Origin of the sequence: Blautia faecis (genome assembly GCF_020554845.1) — a bacterium.
In the GTDB taxonomy this organism is placed as follows: Bacteria; Bacillota; Clostridia; order Lachnospirales; family Lachnospiraceae; genus Blautia_A; species Blautia_A faecis.
The window spans coordinates 39,379-54,058 of sequence record NZ_JAJCIA010000004.1 but is presented as its reverse complement, the minus strand read 5'-3'; the positions used below and the strand labels follow the sequence as shown (position 1 = coordinate 54,058).

Below are 14,680 nucleotides of genomic sequence, written 5' to 3'. Positions count from 1 at the left end.
TGGTTTAACAGGAGGAGCCTATGGGACACAGAAAGATGCCTGCTTATGGCGAGAGGGAACACGGCGGCAGATACATTCTGGATGATTATGTGTTTTCCAGAAATCACAATAAGGCAGAGCGAATCCGCAGATGGAAGCGTGATCTGAAGAAAAGAGCCAGAGCGCATAACCGCAGGGTGATGTATCAGGCAATACGGGGCGAAGCCGATTAGACGGAAAATGGGGGCCTCAAAAGAATGAGAACCCCCTTCCAGTTTACTGTATATTACCTCTATAAAGCAACGATAGCAAGATGAACCGCCGCCATAATGTACACAAACATCTGGCAGCGGTTTTGTGTATCATACCAAACCAAAACGGGGGATACGAGGCAGAGCCCCAGTCTCTGCTGGGGAGCCTCTTGGGATTCCTTAGAAGAAATCCCTCATGCTCATGCCGACCTCGTTCAGTCGTTCCTCCATGCTGTGGTAGTGCCAATCCTCTTCCTCTTCTTCGTCATCTTCCTCAAGCTCCTCTGGGAAAGGGTCGTGCCGCCATCCGGCTTTCTGGTATTCTTCTTCCCGAATGTCGTTGCGGTCGTAAATGTCCAGCTCGTATTCTTCTTCAAGCTCTGCGATGCGGTTTTCGATTGCGGTTTCAACTTCTGTAATGGTCTTTTTCATGTTTTTTGTCCTCCGTTTTTGGTTTGGTTTTCTTTGCTTTCGTTGTGTGTATAATGCCGCAGAAACACATATATAGCAAGTCAATCAGGGGTCATATATGTACCAAACATGAGGGACGAAGATCGTTGATAATATGAGGTTTTATGGCCTTGCTATCACAGGGCAGTGACGGTAATATACAGCTACAAAAAGCAAAGGAGGACAGCAGAATGGCTGATTGGAGAACATGGAAAAAAGGAAGAAAGACAACATGGCACTGGGACGAATTCGATGGTAGCGGAAGCCGGGAAGGGATCATCACCGAGGTTCATGAAGACCATGCGATTATGGAAGCAGACGGCATGCACCTCTGGATCGACGATGACACGGCAGAGATGTTCAGCTAAGAAAAACGGGGAGGGAAACTTCCCCGGATAAACACATAAATCCACCAGTTCAGGGCGCAGATGATCGTGTACTTTAGCCGCTTGATAGTGTCCGGCAGTGACGGTAATATACAGCTACCAAAACGAAAGGGGCAAAGAACATGGAACGCTACACTTACGAGATTATCTTTACACGGCTGGATGGACAGCCGGATGAAATCCAGCAGCACACCAGCGAGGAGCTGGCAAGAGAATGCTTCCGGCTTTTCGATGAGCCGGATAGCGCAGAGATGTACAGCAAAATCGAACTTAGCTGCCATGACTGGGAGACAGGCATGGATGAGATTCTGGAAACGATGACATTCTGAGGAGAAAAAAACATGACCTACACAAAAATCAGCCTTTACCTTGCAAACGGAATTCCAGAGGCACTCAGCAACCTCTGGTACGGAAGCGACAGCGCGGTGGTCGAGATCAGGGATGCCGTTGAGGATGCGAAGAACGGCAAGGACCTTCTGAACCGCATCCAGAAGATGAAGCTCCTGCGGAAATTCACCCTCGACAGGGAGAATGACAAGCGCATCCGCTTCAAGGGAACGGACTGCTGGGGCAACGTAAGCTACCTTGAAATCATCCGCTAAAGGCAAGACCGACAGGCGCAAGGGGCTGGAAATGACCAGCCTTTTGCTCGTGTCTGTCTTCCGAAAGCTGGCATGAAAAGCACATAAATATGACAATTACAGGATTGAATGATCGTGTAGTTTAGCCGCTTGATAGTGCTCCGAGGTGACGGTAATATACAGTCACCGAAAGGGGAAAACAACAAAAACGGAGGATACGACAATGACGAAGAACGAAGAACGCATCAATAAACTTTTCAAGGAACTGGTACCGGAGACGGGCAAGGCAGACAGCCTCGCAGGGGAGCTGGTAAGGGCAATGAGCCGCATCGGATACCGCTTTTACAACGATGGCGACCAGCTGGGCATCGGCTACGGCAAGGAAACCTGCAACCCTGCAGGGCGGTTCCTTGGAGTCAAGGGCAACGACAAAATCGCAAAGCTGACTGCAGATGCCTGGGCAGTCTACAGCGAGGAAGCCTACGAAAAGGTTCTGGACATCCTTTGCGGAGCGGTTGCCGACTATGTCGAGCAGAACCCAGACCTTAGAAACCAGCCGACTGAAGATATGTGGGACTTCAAAGATGAGGAAGAAGACCAGGATGACAGCTGGGATGAAGAGGAAGATGACTGGGACGAAGAGGAAGATTACGAGGACGATGAAGACTACTAAGCCAGAGAAACACATGGGGCTTGCCGGAAACGGCGGCCCTTTTCTTCTGCCGTAATACGCACAGTTCCGGGGGAACATATTTGTGTAGTATAGCCGCTTGATAGTGTGTGACATAGACGGTAATATGCACATACCGAAACGGAAAACCAAGAAAAACGGAGGAAACCACCATGAAGAAGAACATCACCAAGGAAGAGGAAAAAGCCCTGCTGGAGATCGCCAAGCGCCTGATGGCAGCGATAGACAGCCGGGGCGACCTCGAAGCCCGCGATAATGACAGCGAGGACTTCATTGAGGTTCCGGTCTGGGGCATCCAGAAAGCAATGGAAGAAGCCTACCTGCTGGGACGGATGACCAGATAAACCGACAGCCCCCGACACAGCCCCACACAGGGGCTTGTGCCACGGGTGGCAAAACGATCCGAATGAACCGACAACGTCCAACACAGGGGCAGATGTGGCGGCGTGGATGCGCCAGAAAGGAGAAGCACATGGAAGAGCGGATGATGGATGTCATCGTGGAAATCTACAACCACATGGAGGACAGCGATAAGGATGCCTTTACGCTGGAGGATGCCGAGGATATGGTGGAAGACCAGATCAGGATGGATAAGGAAGCCGGACGGGAACCGCTGGCATATGACCCGCAGTTCTTCTACGATACCATTGTGGAACTCATGGAGCAGGATGCAGAGTGATGTACATTCTGCTTGGTATTCAGGGCAGAAGATCGTGTACTTTAGCCGCTTGCTATCTGCTGCACCTGACGGTAATATGCACATACCGAAAGGGGAAAGCCCCAAGGGAAAAACGAAAACACGGAGGAATTCACCATGAAAAAGCATTTGATCGACTTTCCAGAAAACAACATCAGCATTGAGAGTTTCTACGACCGACTCAGACCTTGCTACGACAGCATCATGCAGTTCGGTGACCGGGTTTTGGTTGCCCAGATGAACTGGAACGGCATGCTGGAGGGAGCGGTATACGGATTTGTGGAAGACCCAGAGGAAGGCTGGTCACCGATTGAGTGCCGACTGGAGCTTCTGAAGATTTCCGATGAGACCTACACGGATGCCGGTCACGCGATCGAGTGGTGCATCAAGAACGCACACTGAAAAAGGGCAGAGCTCCTTCGGGGGCTTTTGCTCGTAGTGGCGGATTTCTCCAGTGTGGAAATACACATAAATCCGACAAAAAGAGGTGTGTATGATCGTGCGGCATAGCCGCTTGCTATGTCCGGGCAGTGACGGTAATATACAGTCACAACGAAGGGAAAAGCCCTACGGAAAACAAAACACACGGAGGATACAGACCATGACGAACAAAGCAAAAACCTACCTCAAGAACATTCAGGAAGCCGACACCGAGAAGAAGCTGATCGGCATCGAGATCGCCTTCAAGCAGGACATGACCCTCAGCTGCAGCGACCTCGGAAGCCTTTGCAAGGCGGCAGAAGACAAGCGGTACAGCCTGCGGAACAACGAGGAAACGCTGAAGCTGAAGCAGATCCTTTTCTTCCGGACGAAAGCGGAGATGGATGCCTACCACGACATGAGCCGCAAGCCGGAAGACTGGACAGAAGCGGAGATCGAGCAGCAGAGAAGCCGCTTCTGCAGCGTCTGGCAGGTCATCGAGGAAGCGGAGCTGGTCGATGAGTACGAGGCTTGGAAGGAAGCCAACCCCAACGCATAACAGCACCCAAAAGGTACACGCCCCGAAAAGGGGCTGTGCCTCGTATCCGATGTGTTTTATATAAAGTTGTCGAAATGGGAAACTACTTACTATTCATACGAAAAAGTTTCTCGTTTGGGAAAATGATATTTTAAGGACTTCTTCGGAGGTCCTTTTTCTTTACCCATTTTTACAGAAGGGAGGGGAAGCCAATGGCTACCAGAGGCAGAAAACCAAAGCCGACCGCCATGAAGGAGCTGGAAGGCAATCCGGGCAAGCATCCGCTGAACACCAGCGAACCGAAGCCCAACAAGAAAGCACCGGCCTGTCCGAAGTGGCTGGAGCCGGAAGCAAAGAAAGAGTGGCGCAGACTTGCAAAACAGATGGAAGCCATCGGCATCCTGACCGAAGTGGATATGGCGGCCTTTGCCGGTTACTGTCAGGCATATGCCCGATGGAAGGAGGCAGAGGAGTTCATCACCCAGCACGGCACCATTGTCAAGACCCCGTCCGGCTACTGGCAGCAGGTGCCGCAGGTGTCCATCGCACAGACCTATCTGAAGATCATGAACAAGTTCGCAGAGCAGTTCGGCCTGACCCCGTCCTCCCGAAGCCGCATCATTGCTTCAGACGGCGGTCCTGCGGATGCTACCGATGAGATGGAAAATCTGCTGGGAGGAGGTGGAAGCTGATGGCAGAGTGCAGACCGAAAAACTATCCAAAACTGAAGGACTATAAACCAAGTCGGTTCATGCTTCCCAGCTGCCATTACGATGCCGCAAAAGCAGATCGGGCAGTAACCTTTATTGAGAACCTCCGACACACCAAAGGTAAGTGGGCAGGAAAGCGGTTCTGGCTGCTTCCGTGGCAGGAGCAGATCATCCGGGATGTGTTCGGCATCGTGGACGAAAAAGGGAACCGTCAGTTTCGCACGGCTTATGTCGAAATCGGCAAGAAAAACGGAAAATCCGAGCTTGCCGCTGCGGTGGCCTTGTATCTGCTTTTTGCCGATAATGAGCCATCTGCCGAAGTCTATGGTGCTGCAGCTGACCGCCAGCAGGCATCCATCGTTTTTGATGTTGCCCACCAGATGGTGCAGATGACCCCGGCACTTTTGAAACGGTGCAAGATCATGGCGGCTACGAAGCGCATTGTGAACTACGGGAACGCAGGATTTTATCAAGTCTTGTCTGCTGAAGTTGGAACGAAACACGGCTTGAACGTGTCGGGTCTTGTTCTGGATGAGGTTCATGCCCAGCCAAACCGGAAACTCTACGATGTCCTTACCAAAGGTTCCGGTGACGCCCGTGAACAGCCGCTGTTCTTCCTGATCACCACGGCCGGCACGGACAAGGAGAGCATCTGCTACGAGCTCCACATGAAAGCCCTTGACCTGCTGGCTGGACGTAAGATCGACCACACCTTTTATCCTGTGGTCTATGGACTGACAGATGAGGATGACTGGCATGATGAAGCCAACTGGTATAAAGCAAATCCCTCATTGGGGCAGACCATTCAGATCCAGCGTGTCCGGGATGCATATCAGGAAGCACTGGATAACCCGGCAGAGGAGAATGTGTTCAAGCAGCTTCGTCTGAACATGTGGGTGTCCTCGCTGACTCGGTTTATCCCGGAACACATCTATGACCTCGGCAATCAGCCAATCGATATGGAAGCACTTAAAGGCCGTGACTGTTATGGAGGACTGGACTTGTCCAGCACTGGAGACATCACGGCTTTTGTGCTGATGTTCCCGCCCAGAGTTCCAGAGGAGAAGTACATCATGCTTCCGTTTTTCTGGATACCGGAGGACACGATCCCCCAGCGGGTGCGCAGGGCATCCGTTCCGTATGATGTCTGGTATCAGCAGGGCTACCTGATGGCGACCGAGGGAAATGTCATCCACTACGGCTTTATCGAAAAGGTTATCGAGGAGCTGGGCAAGACCTATCACATTCTGGAGATTGCCTTTGACCGATGGGGAGCCGTGCAGATGACCCAGAACCTTGAGGGGATGGGATTCACAGTCGTTCCTTTCGGTCAGGGATTCAAAGATATGAGCCCGCCTACCAAGGAGTTCTACAAGCTCCTGATGGAAGGCAGGATCATCCACGGCGGCAATCCGGTCATGGCATGGATGGCGGGGAATGTGGTCGTGGATACCGACCCGGCTGGCAACATCAAGCCGACCAAGGCGAAGTCGCCGGAGAAGATCGATGGTATCGTCGCTGCGATCATGGCGCTGGACCGCTGCATCCGAAATGAAGGTCAGCAGCAGGGAAGCGTCTACGACGAACGTGACATGATCGTTTTTTGATATGAAGATTTGGAGGAAAACACAATGAAGTATCTGATGAGTGCAGAATGGTGGAAGGCAGCCGGCATCCGTGCTGCAAAGACGATGTTCCAGACTGGTGCGGCTCTGGTCGTGACACAGATGCCCGGCGGCAGTGTGGACTGGATGGCGGTCGGCAGTGCAGTGATCGTGGCAGGTGTTGCGTCCCTTGGCACCAGCCTTGCCGGTCTGCCGGAACTGGAGAAGGGGGATAAGGCTTAATGGGATTCTGGGAATGGATGGGGTTTGAGAACCCAAGGGATTCTCCCAAAACAGAACAGCCAAAAGAAGGTCTGCCGCAGGTCACGGATAATGTCCGCGATTCCGGGCAGACCTTTGTGTTTGGGCGTTCCAATGCCGGGGAGCAGGTGGATGAAAAAGCCGCCATGCAGATCCCGACTGTATATGCCTGTGTCCGTCTGCTGGCAGAGTCCATTGCGGCACTGCCGCTGCATCTCTACCGGGTGACAGACAACAACGGCAACAAGGAAAAGGCACGGGATCATCCGCTGTACAAGATCCTGTATCGCCAGCCCAACCCGGAGATGACATCCTTTGTCTTCTGGGAAACACTGATGACCCACCTGCTCCTCTGGGGCAACGCCTATGCACAGATCGTCCGGGATGGCAAGAACACGGTGCTTGGTCTGTATCCGCTTTTACCGGAAAATGTCGAAGTGGACCGGGATGAGAGCGGCGAGCTCTATTATATCTACCACGCATACACGGATGAAGTTCCGGGAGAGCAGAACAAGGACATCTACTTCCGCCGGGACGAGATTTTTCATGTGCCGGGACTGGGCTTCAATGGGCTGATCGGTTTTTCACCAATCGCCATGATGAAGAACAGTCTCGGTACTTCCATTGCGGTAGATAAATACGGTTCCTCTTTCTTCAAGAACGGCGCACAGCCCAGTGGTGTGCTGGAACATCCTGGCGTTGTGAAAGACCCGAACCGTATCCGGGATAGCTGGGAAGCGGCTTATGGCGGTGCAGCCAATGCCCATCGCGTGGCTGTGCTGGAAGAGGGCATGGCCTACAAACCGATCTCCCTGCCGCCGGAGGACAGCCAGTTTTTGGAGACGAAGCAGTTTTCCGTGACGGAGATCTGCCGCATCTTCCGTGTGCCTCCGCATCTGGTGGCTGACCTGTCCAGGGCGACCTTCTCCAACATTGAATACCAGTCGCTGAACTTCGTGATGCACTCCCTGACCCCGTGGCTTGTCCGCATCGAGCAGGGCATCATCAAGGATCTGTTGCTGGAGGAGGAGCAGGATACCTACTTCCCGAAATTCAATGTGGATGGTCTGCTCCGTGGCGATTACCAGAGCCGGATGAACGGTTATGCGACCGGCATCAGCAACGGCTTCCTCTCTCCAAATGATGTGCATCGTCTGGAGAACATGGATCTCATCCCGGCAGAGGAGGGCGGTGACGACTACTACCTGAACGGCGGCTATGTGAAGCTGAAAGATGCAGGGGTGGCACAGCAGAATAAAGCTGCCGCAGCCCAGCAGAATCAGCCGAAAGAAACACAGCCCGACCCGGAAGAAGAACCTGACAGCGATAATCGGCTGAGTGAGAGTAAGCCACGGAAAAATGGAAGGAGAACCCGATGAAGAAATTCTGGAACTGGATCAAAAACAGTGACGATACCAGAATCCTCCGGCTGGAAGGCCCCATCGATGAGGAATCATTCTGGGGCGATGAAATAACGCCGCAGATGTTCCGGGATGAGCTGGAATCCGGCGAGGGGGATGTGACCGTCTGGATCAACTCTCCGGGCGGCAATGTGTTCGCCGCTGCTGAGATCTATACCATGCTTAAGGACTACAAGGGCAGTATCACGGTCAAGATCGATGCGATTGCGGCATCTGCTGCATCCGTTGTGGCGATGGCCGGTGACACTGTCCAGATGAGTCCTGTTGCCATGCTGATGATCCATGACCCCAGCACCGTTGCGATGGGCAACACCAAGGACATGGAAAAGGCCATCGAGGTGCTGACCGAGGTCAAGGAAAGCATCATCAATGCCTACGCAGCGAAGAGCGGCCTCAGCCACGCCCGCATCGCCAACCTTATGAGCAATGAGACCTGGATGAATGCGAAGAAGGCGGTGGAGCTGGGCTTTGCAGACGAGATCCTCTTTGCAAAGAAAGAGGAGGAGCCGGACAGTGACCCGGTAGACCCGGAAAATCCGGAAGAAGACCCTGACAGTGAACCGGGCGAGGGCGAAGAAAAGAAGCCGTTCCAGAAGGATACGGCAGGGCACCTTTTCTCTAGCCGTCAGATGGATCTAATCGTCTTGAACCGTCTGGGTGTGAAGCCGGAAGATGTGGGGCAGAAATACACTGAACCAAAGAAACCGGATGCCGAGCCGCCAGCTGACCCGAAACCGTCCGCAGAGCCGACCCCTCCGGCAGAACCGCCTGCCAATCTGGGACCTGTTCTTGACATGGACGGCAAGACCGAGGATGGCAGCATCCCTTACAATATCCTGATGAAACAGCTTGAGTGCATGAAGTGATGTGCATCCAGGCTGTTTTTATATCCAATCAACCATCACAAATTTATGGAGGAAACGTACTATGAGTAAGATTCTGGAACTGCGCACCAAGCGCAACACTCTCTGGGAGCAGACCAAGGACTTTCTGGAGAAGAACCGCGGCGAGAACGGTCTGGTAAAGGCTGAGGCCGTGGAGCAGTACAACAAGATGGCACAGGAGGTCAAGGACCTGGGTGCAGAGATTGAGCGTCTGGAGCAGCAGGCACAGATCGAGGCACAGCTGTCCGCACCGACTTCCAGCCCTGTCCACGCTGACCCGAAGAGCGGTGCCAAGAAGGATGTCAAGCCGACTGCCACTGCCGAGTATGCCGAGAACTTCTGGAACATGATCCGCAACCGTGGCCATTACGGCGAAGTCCGCAATGCCCTGTCTGTGGGTGAGGACACTGAGGGCGGCTTTACCGTTCCCGATGAGTTTGAGAAGAAGCTGGTGGAGGCACTGGAAGAGAATAACATCTTCCGTGGCATGGCAACGGTCATCCGCACCAGCTCCGGCACCCGCAAGATTCCTATCGCGGAGGATACCGGTGAGGCAAGCTGGATCGATGAGGGCGAGGAGATCCCGGAGAGCGATACCACCTTCGGTCAGACCATGCTGTCTGCGTACAAGCTGGGCACTATGATCAAGATCTCCAATGAGCTGCTGAACGACTCCGCATTCGACCTTGCCACCTATATCGCCCGCCGTTTCGGTGTGCGTATGGGCAACGCAGAGGAGCGCGCCTTTATCACCGGTGACGGTGTGGGCAAGCCTCTGGGTCTGCTGGCTGAGACTGGCGGTGCCAAGGTCGGTGTGACCGCTGCCCAGAAGGATGCCGTTACCTTCGATGAGATCTTTAAGCTCTACTACGCACTGAAGGCTCCGTACCGCAAGAAGGCACAGTTCCTCTGCAACGAAGCCCTGGTGCTGCAGCTGATGACCATCAAGGACAACAACGGCAACTATATCTGGAAGCCTGGTCTGGAGATCGGCAAGCCTGATACCCTGCTGAACCGTCCGCTGAAGACTTCCGCCTTCATGCCGGAGATCAAGGGTGGCAGCAAGGTCATAGCCTTTGGCGATTACAGCTACTACTGGGTGGCTGACCGCCAGAACCGCACCTTCCGCCGTCTGAACGAGCTGTATGCCCGTACTGATCAGGTCGGCTTCCTGACCACCCAGCGTGTGGATGGCAAGCTGATCCTGCCGGAAGCCGTACAGCTTCTGCAGATGGCACCGCAGGGCTAAGAAAGCCAGGAAAGGAGGAGCCGGTTATGGCACTGATCCCGCTATACGAAGCGAAGACCTATCTCCGGGTAGACAGCAGCGATGAAGATGCCTTAATCGGCATCCTTTTATCTTCTGCGGAGCAGATGTGCAAGGATGTGGGCCGTTTATCGGAAGACCAGTGGGAGGCAGTCAATGCCGCTGATCGGGATGCCGAGAACGGAGTACAGCCTACAAGGGAACTGGAAGCCCTGCGCAGCACCTGCCGTGTGGCGATTCTGTATGCACTGGGGTATCTCTATGAGCACCGGGACGAAGCCGACCATCACCAGCTGATGCTGACGCTTCGTTCCATTCTGTTTGCTGTGAGGGAGGGGGTGTTCTGATGATCGAGAAGCTGAATGAGCGGATCACGATCGAGAAAAGCACGGTTGTGACCGATAAGGTCGGAAACCATCGGAACACATGGGAGAAATATTTCACCTGCTTTGCCTACGCTTCGACCTATCAGGCGCAGGAAGAAGAGGGTGAGGTCATAGCCGAGCAGAAGAGTGTGGTGTTCACGGTCCGCTGGTGCAGTGAGACGAGAGGCCTGACTTCCACTGGCTACCGCATCCGTTTCCGGGAGCAGCTCTACAATATCGAATCCGTTGACCCGATGAATTTCCAGAAGAAAACGCTGAAGATTCATTGCCGTTTGGAAAGGAGGCAGCCGGATGAGCAGAACTGTCAACATCGATGAAATGGCAGATGCCATCAATGAGGGCTTGAAAGAGTATGCGACCCTTGCCTCCACCGAGGTCAAGAAAGCTGTCCGTAAATCTGCCAAGACCGTCAAGGAGCAGATTCAGTCCGGCGCACCGTCCAGAACCGGGCGGTACAAGGAAAGCTGGGTAGCGACCAAACAGTCGGAATCCAGCCAGAGCCTTCAGATGGTGGTGCATTCCAAGAACCGCTACCAGCTGGCACATCTGCTGGAAAAGGGTCATGCCAAGCGCGGCGGCGGTCGTGTGGCAGGAAGACCCCATATTGCTCCGGCAGAACAGGCCGGTATCGAGCAGCTCCAGTCCCTTATCGAAAAGGCACTGAAGTGAGGAGAAACCAATGACCCACGAAGAAGTAAAAGCTCTGGTGGAGGAAATGGGGCTTCCTTATGCGTATGACCATTTCGCAGAAGGGGAGAGTCCTGATCCACCGTTTATCTGCTTCCTGTATCCGAAAGCCGAGAATTTCGGCGCAGATAACCTTGTGTACCACCATTTCAACCGGCTGGACATCGAGGTGTACACCGATTACAAAGACCCGGATATGGAAGCAACTATTGAAGAAGTCCTGACCGCACACGAACTCTACTATGAGAAAAGCGAGGTCTGGATCGAAACCGAAAAAATGTATGAAGTCCTGTATGAGCTGACTGTGTGATGCTCATGCAGGATATTTTTATGGGAGGAACACTATGTCGAAGAAAAGCAATAAGGTCAAATTTGGCCTGAAAAACTGCCATTATGCAAAGGCGACCTTTGACGAAGATGGCAGTGTCACCTATGCGAAGCCGGTCCGCATCCCCGGTGCAGTCAGTCTTTCGATGGATGCCAATGGCGAGATCGAGCCGTTTTATGCGGACAATATCGCCTACTATGTCGTGAATAACAACTCCGGCTACGAGGGTGATCTGGAAATCGCACTGATCCCGGAGAGCTTCCTCACGGACATCATGCACGAGGAGCTGGATGGCAACGGCGTGCTTGCTGAGAACGCCAATGTGGAACTGGAGCATTTCGCCTTCCTGTTTGAGTTCGATGGCGACCAGCGCCACATCCGTCATGTGCTGTACAACTGTGTGGCAAGCCGTCCGTCCATCGAGGGTGAGACCAATGAGGACAGTAAGGAAGTCAAGACGGACACTCTGAACCTGCAGGCAACCCCTCTGGCAAACGGTTATGTCAAGGCAAAGACCGGTACTAACACCACCGATGATGTCTATAACAAATGGTACGATGCGGTCTACGAGCCGCAGGCAGAAGCTGTGGACACCGAAGACACCAGTCACACCGAGGAGCCGCAGGGCTAAGTGACCGACACACACTGCAGGGCTTCGGCTCTGCTTACATTATTATAAAGAGGTATACGATTATGAAGAAGTTTTTTCCTTTGTTCGCAGTGATCATCGTTCTGGTGCTGGCTGTCTGCTCGTTCCACATCATCCCCACCGGTTACACGGGCGTGAAGACCAGCTTCGGTCAGATCCAGAAAACCACCATTCAGAGCGGCAAGCTCAACTTCTGCATTCCCTTTGTGCAGAGCATCCACAAGGTCAACAACAAGCAGCAGGATAAGCACATCGAAGCGCAGGTCTGGGGCGAAGCCTCCGACAAGACCCCTGTGTATGCCGCTGATGTGATCGTGACCTATCAGGTGCTTCCTGAGAAGAGTGCATGGCTGTATGCGAATGTGTCCGACATCAAGAATCTGGTTGGTGATGAGCTGGTGGCATCTGCCATCAAGTCTGCGATGGCTGAACTTGGCCCCAATGAGGTGACAAACCGCACCAAGATTGAGCCTCTGGCACAACAGAAGCTGGCAGAATCCCTTGTGCAGAAATATGGTGAGGACGTTGTGTTTGTGAACAAGGTCGTCATCAACGACATGAATTTCGAGGATGCTTATAACGAAGCCATCCAGCAGAAGTCCATTGCACAGCAGAATGCAGATAAGCAGAAGATCGAGAATGAAGCCGCCATTGCCAAGGCAGAAGCGGATAAGCAGGTGGCAATCACCAATGCAGAGGCGGAAGCCCAGAAGACTTCCATTGCCGCAGAAGCACAGGCAGAGGCAAACCGCAAACTGGCAGAAAGCCTGTCCGATACGCTGATCGAGTACCAGAAGATCCAGAAGTGGGATGGTAAGCTGCCTACTGTGAGCGGCGGTAATGCACTGGTGAGCATTGACCCGGCAGAGTAAGAAACACGATATACGGCAGGGCTTCGGCTCTGCCAATTTTACATGAAATTTTGGAGGATTACGATTATGGCAGTTACGAAGAAAATCGAGATCGATGGCAAGGAAGTCACTTTTAAGGCAAGTGCCGCCGTGCCGCGCCTGTACCGCATCAAGTTTGGCCGTGACATTTATAAAGACCTGCGCCAGCTGGAAAAGAGCGTGGGGGAGAACGATGAGGACAATTCCAACCTCGACCTGTTCAGTCTGGAGATGTTCGAGGACCTGGCATGGCTGATGGCTCGTCATGCGGACCCGGCAAAGGTGCCGGACAGCCCGGAGGAGTTTCTGGACCAGTTCAACACCTTCTCCATCTACCAGATCCTGCCCCAGCTGATCGAACTGTGGGGTCTGAACGTGCAGACGGAGGTGGAATCCAGAAAAAACCTCGAAAAAGTGAGCGGGAAATGACCACCCCGCTCTTTCTGCTGCGCTGTGTACAGCTCGGTATCAGCATCGCCGACCTCGACCTGCTGACCATCGGGTTGGTCAATGATATGTTTACGGAGCGGCAGAACGACGAGTATCCGTATAAGGAACTGGCATCGCAGGAGGACTTTGACCGGTTCTAAGGCGAAAAAACAGACGAACGTGCTTATATTGTGAATGAAATAAGCACAATCGTCTGGCAATGGGTATAAAAAATCCCCCAGCCGTGCACAACTGGGGGAGAAAGAAGGTGGCCCGAAGGTCATCTTCCCGGTCTCGGACCTCGCAAGGTTACCGAAACCTGATCATCATCAAAGTATAGTCGATTAGGCAGAAAAAGTCAATCGGACTTTTCGTGCTTCAGAACTCTCTTCTGGGCAAGTTCGTACACTTCTTCATCAGCACGGACTCCAATGACAATAATCATCATAGATGTCTCAGTACGTCGAAGCTGATAGACAATGCGCAGACCCGCAGAGCGGAGTTTGATTTTCAGAAGTCCTGCAAGGTTAGTGCTGTTGTGATTGCCGAGCGGTTTGCCGTAGCCCTGTTCATCAACAGGCAGTGGATTTTGCTGAACTTTTTTGATGGCTTTCAGAACAAGATTGCGCTGGCTACCATCTAAACCTTTGAGGTCTTTTTCTGCTTCAGGGAGGTATTCAACTTTCCAGCTCATTCGATTTCTACCTCGTCAAAACCGGCGAGATCGTCTTCTGTAACACCGAGACGGCGGTTCATTTCTTCCTCAGAAATCAAAGAGGTGGGATCAAAGTGTGCCATACGTTCAGAAGCAACAGCCAGCAGACGAGCATCATTTAATTCATCCATTAAACGGACATATTCGTCCGGGGAGATGAGAACGCATTCGGCAGCATTGTTTTTCATAACAACCTTGGCACCGCACTGCTTGACATCTTCAAATATTTTTCCGGCAAGACCACGGTTGAATTGGGTGATTGGAACAGTGTTGGTAATAGCACTCATAACAGAAGCCATAATCGTCAACTCCTTTCTTTGATTGCATTATAGCACACGTTTGCAAAAATATCAACCGGTTAGTCGATAAATTTACTGATAAATATATTGTATGCTGAAAGGATGACTTTGATACACAGCTAATAGCATTTTTTCCTTTAGCCTGTCTGCTTCGTGC

25 protein-coding genes and 1 pseudogene are annotated in these 14,680 nt (G+C 52.7%); 23 read left to right on the top strand and 3 right to left on the bottom strand.

The window, feature by feature from the left end; translation table 11 throughout:
- Positions 1-20 precede the first annotated feature (20 nt).
- The gene (locus LIZ66_RS03180) at positions 21-212 is read left to right on the top strand and encodes a hypothetical protein (protein WP_227200402.1); all 192 of its coding nucleotides are present in this window, start codon (positions 21-23) and stop codon (positions 210-212) included.
- 198 nt (positions 213-410) lie between these two features.
- On the opposite strand, the gene LIZ66_RS03175 is transcribed toward LIZ66_RS03180, so the two are convergent.
- A complete protein-coding gene (locus LIZ66_RS03175) occupies positions 411-662 on the bottom strand; it encodes a hypothetical protein (protein WP_227200403.1) in 252 nt (83 codons plus the stop codon).
- 209 nt (positions 663-871) lie between these two features.
- Between LIZ66_RS03175 and LIZ66_RS03170 the strand changes: the two genes are divergently transcribed.
- From LIZ66_RS03170 to LIZ66_RS03065, 22 genes and pseudogenes are all read left to right on the top strand, one after another.
- Positions 872-1,048 carry a hypothetical protein gene (locus LIZ66_RS03170; RefSeq protein ID WP_195455161.1) on the top strand — a complete coding sequence of 59 codons (177 nt, stop codon included), beginning with the start codon at positions 872-874 and terminating at the stop codon, positions 1,046-1,048.
- Positions 1,049-1,188: 140 nt separating this feature from the next.
- Complete coding sequence (locus tag LIZ66_RS03165) at positions 1,189-1,395, top strand: hypothetical protein (protein WP_173702793.1); 207 nt, start codon at positions 1,189-1,191, stop codon at positions 1,393-1,395.
- A gap of 12 nt (positions 1,396-1,407) precedes the next feature.
- On the top strand, positions 1,408-1,668 hold the full coding sequence (locus LIZ66_RS03160) for a hypothetical protein (protein WP_173702794.1): 261 nt from the start codon (positions 1,408-1,410) through the stop codon (positions 1,666-1,668).
- Positions 1,669-1,870: 202 nt separating this feature from the next.
- A complete protein-coding gene (locus LIZ66_RS03155) occupies positions 1,871-2,320 on the top strand; it encodes a hypothetical protein (RefSeq protein ID WP_173702795.1) in 450 nt (149 codons plus the stop codon).
- A 170-nt stretch (positions 2,321-2,490) separates the two neighbouring features.
- A complete protein-coding gene (locus LIZ66_RS03150; protein WP_227200404.1) occupies positions 2,491-2,682 on the top strand; it encodes a DUF6900 domain-containing protein in 192 nt (63 codons plus the stop codon).
- 62 nt (positions 2,683-2,744) lie between these two features.
- Complete coding sequence (locus LIZ66_RS03145) at positions 2,745-3,017, top strand: hypothetical protein (RefSeq protein WP_227200405.1); 273 nt, start codon at positions 2,745-2,747, stop codon at positions 3,015-3,017.
- Positions 3,018-3,164: 147 nt separating this feature from the next.
- A complete protein-coding gene (locus LIZ66_RS03140) occupies positions 3,165-3,437 on the top strand; it encodes an Nmad4 family putative nucleotide modification protein (RefSeq protein WP_147397789.1) in 273 nt (90 codons plus the stop codon).
- A gap of 199 nt (positions 3,438-3,636) precedes the next feature.
- Positions 3,637-4,014 carry a hypothetical protein gene (locus LIZ66_RS03135; RefSeq protein WP_227200407.1) on the top strand — a complete coding sequence of 126 codons (378 nt, stop codon included), beginning with the start codon at positions 3,637-3,639 and terminating at the stop codon, positions 4,012-4,014.
- A 191-nt stretch (positions 4,015-4,205) separates the two neighbouring features.
- Positions 4,206-4,685 (top strand): phage terminase small subunit P27 family, encoded by a 480-nt coding sequence (locus LIZ66_RS03130; RefSeq protein ID WP_227200408.1) that lies wholly within the window; start codon positions 4,206-4,208, stop codon positions 4,683-4,685.
- A gap of 59 nt (positions 4,686-4,744) precedes the next feature.
- Positions 4,745-6,310: a terminase large subunit gene (locus LIZ66_RS03125; RefSeq protein WP_227200452.1), complete on the top strand. Its 1,566-nt coding sequence runs from the start codon at positions 4,745-4,747 to the stop codon at positions 6,308-6,310.
- Positions 6,311-6,334: 24 nt separating this feature from the next.
- Positions 6,335-6,550, top strand: a complete 216-nt coding sequence (locus tag LIZ66_RS03120; RefSeq protein ID WP_227200410.1) for a holin — start codon at positions 6,335-6,337, stop codon at positions 6,548-6,550.
- Positions 6,550-7,947: a phage portal protein gene (locus LIZ66_RS03115; RefSeq protein WP_227200412.1), complete on the top strand. Its 1,398-nt coding sequence runs from the start codon at positions 6,550-6,552 to the stop codon at positions 7,945-7,947. Before LIZ66_RS03120 ends, LIZ66_RS03115 begins: the two co-directional genes overlap by 1 nt.
- Positions 7,944-8,507 (top strand): annotated as a pseudogene (locus LIZ66_RS03110) (head maturation protease, ClpP-related); the annotation flags it as partial. The gene LIZ66_RS03115 and the pseudogene LIZ66_RS03110, both read left to right, overlap by 4 nt.
- Before the next feature lie 409 nt (positions 8,508-8,916).
- Positions 8,917-10,122, top strand: coding sequence for a phage major capsid protein (locus tag LIZ66_RS03105; RefSeq protein WP_227200414.1), 1,206 nt, complete (start codon positions 8,917-8,919; stop codon positions 10,120-10,122).
- Between the two features lie 26 nt (positions 10,123-10,148).
- A complete protein-coding gene (locus LIZ66_RS03100; protein WP_107000219.1) occupies positions 10,149-10,487 on the top strand; it encodes a head-tail connector protein in 339 nt (112 codons plus the stop codon).
- A complete protein-coding gene (locus LIZ66_RS03095) occupies positions 10,487-10,843 on the top strand; it encodes a phage head closure protein (protein WP_227200416.1) in 357 nt (118 codons plus the stop codon). Before LIZ66_RS03100 ends, LIZ66_RS03095 begins: the two co-directional genes overlap by 1 nt.
- The gene (locus LIZ66_RS03090; protein ID WP_195455167.1) at positions 10,818-11,195 is read left to right on the top strand and encodes an HK97 gp10 family phage protein; all 378 of its coding nucleotides are present in this window, start codon (positions 10,818-10,820) and stop codon (positions 11,193-11,195) included. Before LIZ66_RS03095 ends, LIZ66_RS03090 begins: the two co-directional genes overlap by 26 nt.
- Positions 11,196-11,205: 10 nt before the next feature.
- On the top strand, positions 11,206-11,523 hold the full coding sequence (locus LIZ66_RS03085) for a hypothetical protein (RefSeq protein ID WP_112483370.1): 318 nt from the start codon (positions 11,206-11,208) through the stop codon (positions 11,521-11,523).
- A 34-nt stretch (positions 11,524-11,557) separates the two neighbouring features.
- The gene (locus LIZ66_RS03080) at positions 11,558-12,172 is read left to right on the top strand and encodes a major tail protein (RefSeq protein WP_118524258.1); all 615 of its coding nucleotides are present in this window, start codon (positions 11,558-11,560) and stop codon (positions 12,170-12,172) included.
- A gap of 62 nt (positions 12,173-12,234) precedes the next feature.
- Positions 12,235-13,062: an SPFH domain-containing protein gene (locus LIZ66_RS03075; RefSeq protein WP_227200418.1), complete on the top strand. Its 828-nt coding sequence runs from the start codon at positions 12,235-12,237 to the stop codon at positions 13,060-13,062.
- 66 nt (positions 13,063-13,128) lie between these two features.
- Positions 13,129-13,509 (top strand): hypothetical protein, encoded by a 381-nt coding sequence (locus tag LIZ66_RS03070; RefSeq protein WP_173886594.1) that lies wholly within the window; start codon positions 13,129-13,131, stop codon positions 13,507-13,509.
- Positions 13,506-13,670, top strand: a complete 165-nt coding sequence (locus LIZ66_RS03065) for a hypothetical protein (protein ID WP_173886593.1) — start codon at positions 13,506-13,508, stop codon at positions 13,668-13,670. Before LIZ66_RS03070 ends, LIZ66_RS03065 begins: the two co-directional genes overlap by 4 nt.
- A 197-nt stretch (positions 13,671-13,867) precedes the next feature.
- Here LIZ66_RS03065 and LIZ66_RS03060 read toward each other — a convergent pair whose 3' ends face one another.
- Both LIZ66_RS03060 and LIZ66_RS03055 read right to left on the bottom strand, forming a co-directional pair.
- Positions 13,868-14,203 carry a type II toxin-antitoxin system RelE family toxin gene (locus LIZ66_RS03060; RefSeq protein WP_118574007.1) on the bottom strand — a complete coding sequence of 112 codons (336 nt, stop codon included), beginning with the start codon at positions 14,201-14,203 and terminating at the stop codon, positions 13,868-13,870.
- Positions 14,200-14,523: a type II toxin-antitoxin system Phd/YefM family antitoxin gene (locus LIZ66_RS03055; protein WP_118574005.1), complete on the bottom strand. Its 324-nt coding sequence runs from the start codon at positions 14,521-14,523 to the stop codon at positions 14,200-14,202. The genes LIZ66_RS03060 and LIZ66_RS03055 overlap by 4 nt, the downstream gene beginning before the upstream one ends.
- Positions 14,524-14,680: the final 157 nt, after the last annotated feature.